Source organism: uncultured Methanobrevibacter sp. (genome assembly GCF_902771435.1).
Lineage (GTDB): Archaea > Methanobacteriota > Methanobacteria > Methanobacteriales > Methanobacteriaceae > Methanocatella.
Map to the genome: position 1 here is coordinate 1 of NZ_CACXXB010000061.1, position 5,472 is coordinate 5,472.

Sequence of the window (5,472 nt, forward strand, 5' to 3'; positions counted from 1 at the left end):
ATCATGAAATACTTATTAGAAGAAGGTATCGTTGACGGTGTTGTTGGAGTAACCCAAGGTCACGATATTTATGATGGTGTACCAACCCTTATCACTGACCCTGCTGACGTTATTAAAACTGCAGGTTCCATTCACTGTGGTACTTTAAACATTGCTAAATTCGTATCCAAATACTTAGACGGTGCAAGATACATGAAATTAGCAGTCGCATGTAAACCATGTGATGCAATGACCATCAGAGAATTAATGAAAAAAGGTAAAATCATCGAAGATAACGTAATTATGATCGGTGTAAACTGTGGCGGAACAATGTCACCTGTTCCAACCATGAACATGATTAGAGATGTATACGATTTAGATCCTAAAGACGTTGTCAAAGAAGAAATCGCTAAAGGTAAACTCAGATGTATACGATTTAGATCCTAAAGACGTTGTCAAAGAAGAAATCGCTAAAGGTAAACTCATCATGGAAACTGCTGAAGGCGAAAAAGCTTTCAAAATCGATGAATTAGAAGAACAAGGTATGGGTAGAAGAGAAAACTGTCAAAGATGTAATCTCAAAATACCTTCCAACGCTGACTTAGCTTTAGGTAACTGGGGAGTTATCGGTCCTTTAGCAGGAAAAGCTACTTTCGTTGAAGTATTCTCTGAAACCGGTGCAGAAGTTTTAGGTAAAGTAATTGACGCAGGTTTAATTGCTACCGAAGAACCAAATCCAAAAGGTGTCAAAATCAGAGAAAACGTTAACAACTTCATGTTAAAAGAATCTCAAGCTAAAAAAGAAAAAGACTACGCAGGCACTACCGGAGATATTATTGACGTATTCTATCAATACGAAGATGAATTCTCCAAATGTATGAAATGTTACGGTTGCCGTGAAGCATGCCCATTATGTTTCTGTGAAGACTGCTGTCTTGAAGCTGAAGGTCCTGAATGGGTACCTGGTGGATACACTCCTGCTGCACCATTCTTCCACTTAACTCGTATGGTGCACATGGTTGACGCATGTACTAACTGTGGTCAATGTTCCGAAGTATGTCCATGTGAAATCCCTGTAGCTAAAGTATGGAGTACTGTAAACAACAAAGTAAGAGAAATCTACGGATACATCCCAGGTATGGGTAGTGACGACCCACTTCCATTCACTGATCACGTATCCAAAGCTAAATGGTTATAAGGATTTTTCCTTATACCAAATTTTTCTTTTTTTTATCCCAATTTATATAACAATGTTATATAATTCATTAAAAAAATATAAAAAAATTATGTGTTAAACGGTTCACGTTTGTTGATGCCGTTTATGAAAATCTCTTCAAGTTCCTCTTCGCTTTCACCATTTCTCACGTGTGAAATCAGCTCAACAAGATTATCATTTCTTAAAAGACATGGTTTTATTTTTCCATCAGGAGTTATCCTTAATCTTGAGCAATTTGCGCAAAATTTAGAGTTATCGACAGGTCTTACTATCTCGATTTCTCCCCCGTTAATGTAATATTTTTTACGCCCTTGCATAAACTTACGTTCTCTTACCTTATCAGCTATATCAGCTAGCTTATTTTCAATGGAATCTAATGGATAGTGGTATTCGGCACTGAACTTGTCATCATCGCAGTTCTCACTTTCAATCAGTTCAATTAGCTGGAGGATGATTCCATGCTCTTTGCAGAAATAAAACATGTCCTTTATTTCATCGGTGTTGATGTCTTTCATTACCACCATGTTTATCTTTACCGGATAAAGTCCGACTTCCACAGCTTTCAGGATGCCTGCCTTGGCCTTTTCCAGATAGTCCATGTTTGTCACGAATTTGTAGGTATCCCTATTGAGGGTGTCCAGACTGACATTGACCCTGTCCAAACCCGCATCCTTCAGGCCTTGGGCATACTTTTCAAGCAGCACTCCATTGGTTGTAAGTGAAATGTCCTTAAAATCAAGGCTTGCTATTTTTTCAACAATCTCAACAATGTCATTTCTAACCAGAGGATCTCCACCTGACAGCCTGATTTTTCTGACTCCAATTTTTTTGGCTATTTTTGAAATGGTGTAGAGTTCATCAGGTGTCATCTCATTTTTGGATGAAACCATTCCGTCATGATGGCAGTAAATACAGTTTTCATTGCATCTGTTTGTTATTGTGATTCTTAGTGAAAGAATTGGTCTTTCATACTTGTCCTTAACTACGTTTTCTAACATTTTATCGTTCTTCCACACTAATTTTCAGGTTATTAATTTCATCATCTATTTTAAGTGAGCTGACGGTTGCAAAGATTGTTTCCTTTAGAATTCCACGGGTGAACTCATTGATTTCCACAGGGTGACCATTTGTCTTAAGGGTAATTTCAGAATCAATCACTTCATTGTTTTTTATGTCTGAAATTTCAATATCTATTGTTTTTACATTATCTTCAGTCTTAAGGGAGTTTACCATGGCCTTTATGGAATTTGCAACAATATTTGTCGTAAAATGATTTATTTCAAGAGGTTTATCATTAATTAGAATTGTTGTTTTTCCTTCACTTTTTCCAATTTCGGCCCCGTCAGGTATGAGCAGTTCAATTTTTTTGACGTCATTGACATTGTAGTCGTCGAGGTTCAGTGTGGAGATGACGCCCAGCACGGTCTGCCTTAAATAATCGCTCACGAATCTGTTAAGGCCAACAACATTGTCATCTATTGACAGGTAACTGTGAATGTTGTCCAAGTCGTCCACTTTCAGGTTTCCTTGGCGAATTTCGGCTGCGATGGCTTCGCCGTTGTTGAATCCGCAATTGTTTGCAAATAATGTGTCCACGATATCATGACCTCTTTCTTCTATAAGGTCGACAAGCTCTTCAACACCTTTCTCATCAATTGCAAATGAGTCTACCTCTTTTATTGTATACTCATCTCTAACGTCAGGGGAGGTAATTATTTTCGGATAGTTGTACTTTTTAAAGCCTTCAATGATGACAAAGTCAACATCATCCATATGTTTTATCAAAAATAGCAGTCTATTCAAATCCATTTCGCGTCTCACGTTAAAGAAGGTTGTTGAGCCGACACCAACCACAACATTTGATCCTGCCTGTTTATGTTTCCAGGTATCAGTATTTTCCTTATCCATTTCCATTGTGTGGTGTGAATGTTTAATGGATGCTACATTATACCCTCTTCTTGTAAGTTCTTCAATGACTTTCACTGTCAATGAAGTTTTTCCGGTATTTTTTCTTCCGACAATAGACACTATTTTCATTTTATAATCCCCATTAATATTATATTATAAGTATTAATTAAAAATTTCTAAAGGTTTTATGTGTAGTTACTACACATTTTAGGCATGCCAAAAAATTTTCCTTAATTTTTGCAGTTTTCATAATACTTTTTGTTAATGTAAGTAATACTAATTTTGGTGTATTTTTTCAATTTTTTATACTTTCAGGAAATGTTGATATCTTATATTAAATTTAATGAGTAATAACATTTTATTTTGAATCATATGATAATTTATGCTTTTATTTTTTATTTTGAAGTATTCTGGTTAATTTTTAAAAAAATTTTTGTGTAGTTACTACACAGTAATATATAAAGCTTGTGTCTTGAGTCTAGTAGGCAAATATATTTATATAAGAAAACATATGTGTAATCATTACACATGGTGGTTCAAATGCCGAAACATATTGCATCTGGTTTGAAATATTTGGCTGCGGTCAAGTTGAAGGATGCGGGCGAAAGTCACCAAGCAATTGCTAACGAGTTAGGTGTTGATAGATCTACAATATCACATTATTTGAATGGCAGCAACTTATCCTGGAATTCAATTGATGTTGCAAGAACTATCACGGAACTTTCTCCTAGAGATTTCTTGAAAATGACTGAGGCTATATTTGATGAACCAGAACAGAGTCGAAAAATTGTGAATATTTGCCAAGAAAGGAATTTCGAAGTAAATGTAGAAGATTCTTGTATTGGTTGCGGCTTATGTGTAAATGCATGTTCAATGAAGGCTATTAAGTTAGAGTCATTGAAGGCACATGCAGACTCCATACAATGTTGTGGGTGTCAGTTATGTATTGATGAATGCCCAACTAATTCGATAAAAATTTTGGAGATTTAATATGATTAGAAATTTAAAAGAGGTTAAAGACAATAACTTTGACATTACAAGGTCAGCAGACGAAGTTAGAAGCTTGTCTTTCAATGATCATGTTTGTCTTGGTTGTGGTATTTGTGAGTCTACCTGTCCTGTTGAAGCAATTACCTTAAATGCAATTGCTATTGACGCTCGTGTAGGTTTTGAAACTTACTTCAGCGGACATGACAAGATTAGTCAAAATATCAAAGAAGCTCCAGATATCCAAAGAATAAGCATTGATGAAAACAAATGTGTATTATGTGGTATGTGCAGTGGATTATGTCCTGTTGATGCATTAGTATTAACTATTGACGGTACTCCAATCAAAGAAATTGAAGCATATCCTCATTATAACGCTTTCTCTGAAATCGATGACGATGAATGTATCTACTGTAAAAGATGTGAAACCGCATGTCCTCGTGATGCTATCGTTATTGAAAGAGTTTTACCAGACCGTGCTGATTTAGTAACTGGTGAAATCAATGTGGATGAAGAAGAATGTATTTACTGTGGTGTATGTCAAGAATTATGTCCTGCAGAAGCAATTGTCGTAGATCAAGTAACTGGTGAAGAATCCATTGTTATTGACAAAGACAAATGTGTTTACTGTCTCGTATGTAAAAAAGCTTGTCCTACCAACGCTATCAAAGCTATTTGTAGAGCATGTAACTACGGAGAATATGATTTAGACCCTGCAAAAGCTGTCGTTAAAGGAAACTCTGTCATCGACTCAGAACTCTGTGTCTACTGTGGATGGTGTGAAGGAGTCTGTCCTACCGATGCAGCAAAAGTCAAAAAACCATTCGAAGGTTCTATTGAAATTGATGATGAAAAATGTCAAGCTTGTGGAGCTTGTGTAGATATCTGTCAATGTAATGCTTTAGCATTCCCAGTATCTTCAGGTCCAGGTTCTAGAATGGAACATGTAACTGCTTTCAATGACTACTGTGTACGTTGTAAAGCATGTGAAAAAGCATGTCCTAACGATGCAATTACCGTATTAAGAACTGAAGTTGACCACACTCCTATTAACTCTACTACTTGGAAAGATGCTTTAGATGCTATTAAAGATTAGGTGATTAGATGGAACTTAAAGTAAATCAAGATAATTGTTTAGGATGCGGGATTTGTGTAATTGCTTGTCCTGTTAATGCGGCTATCAGTCCTGAAAATGCTGGTGGTAGTGGTGCAAAGACTGAAGAAGTTATTATGATGGTAGAAAACGGTTTTATCAAACTTTTCAGTCCTGAAAAATGTGAATTGTGTGGAACATGTCAAATGTTTTGCCCAGTAAATGCTATATGGTTAGAATAGGGGGATTATTATATGCATTATGCTAATACTTATTTAGAAAAACCTGT

General features: G+C 36.0%; 5 protein-coding genes and 1 pseudogene. 4 read left to right on the forward strand and 2 right to left on the reverse strand.

Translation table 11 applies throughout. The annotated features are described in order from the left end of the window. Positions 1-1,177: pseudogene (locus tag QZU83_RS09995) on the forward strand (Coenzyme F420 hydrogenase/dehydrogenase, beta subunit C-terminal domain); the annotation flags it as partial. Between the two features lie 86 nt (positions 1,178-1,263). Here the strand turns inward: QZU83_RS09995 and moaA are convergent. Both moaA and mobB read right to left on the reverse strand, forming a co-directional pair. Continuing rightward, positions 1,264-2,193: a GTP 3',8-cyclase MoaA gene (moaA, locus tag QZU83_RS10000; RefSeq protein ID WP_295611850.1), complete on the reverse strand. Its 930-nt coding sequence runs from the start codon at positions 2,191-2,193 to the stop codon at positions 1,264-1,266. 1 nt (position 2,194) lies between these two features. Continuing rightward, positions 2,195-3,232: a molybdopterin-guanine dinucleotide biosynthesis protein B gene (mobB, locus tag QZU83_RS10005; protein WP_295611851.1), complete on the reverse strand. Its 1,038-nt coding sequence runs from the start codon at positions 3,230-3,232 to the stop codon at positions 2,195-2,197. Positions 3,233-3,631: 399 nt separating this feature from the next. Here mobB and QZU83_RS10010 point away from each other — a divergent pair, with 399 nt between their 5' ends. The 3 genes from QZU83_RS10010 to QZU83_RS10020 are packed head-to-tail and all read left to right on the forward strand — an operon-like array spanning position 3,632 to position 5,425. Next, positions 3,632-4,093, forward strand: coding sequence for a 4Fe-4S binding protein (locus QZU83_RS10010; RefSeq protein ID WP_295611852.1), 462 nt, complete (start codon positions 3,632-3,634; stop codon positions 4,091-4,093). A 1-nt stretch (position 4,094) separates the two neighbouring features. After that, positions 4,095-5,186 carry a tungsten-dependent formylmethanofuran dehydrogenase subunit FwdF gene (gene fwdF, locus QZU83_RS10015; protein ID WP_295611853.1) on the forward strand — a complete coding sequence of 364 codons (1,092 nt, stop codon included), beginning with the start codon at positions 4,095-4,097 and terminating at the stop codon, positions 5,184-5,186. An 8-nt stretch (positions 5,187-5,194) separates the two neighbouring features. Further along, positions 5,195-5,425 carry a ferredoxin family protein gene (locus tag QZU83_RS10020; RefSeq protein ID WP_295611854.1) on the forward strand — a complete coding sequence of 77 codons (231 nt, stop codon included), beginning with the start codon at positions 5,195-5,197 and terminating at the stop codon, positions 5,423-5,425. The last annotated feature ends 47 nt before the right edge of the window (positions 5,426-5,472 follow it).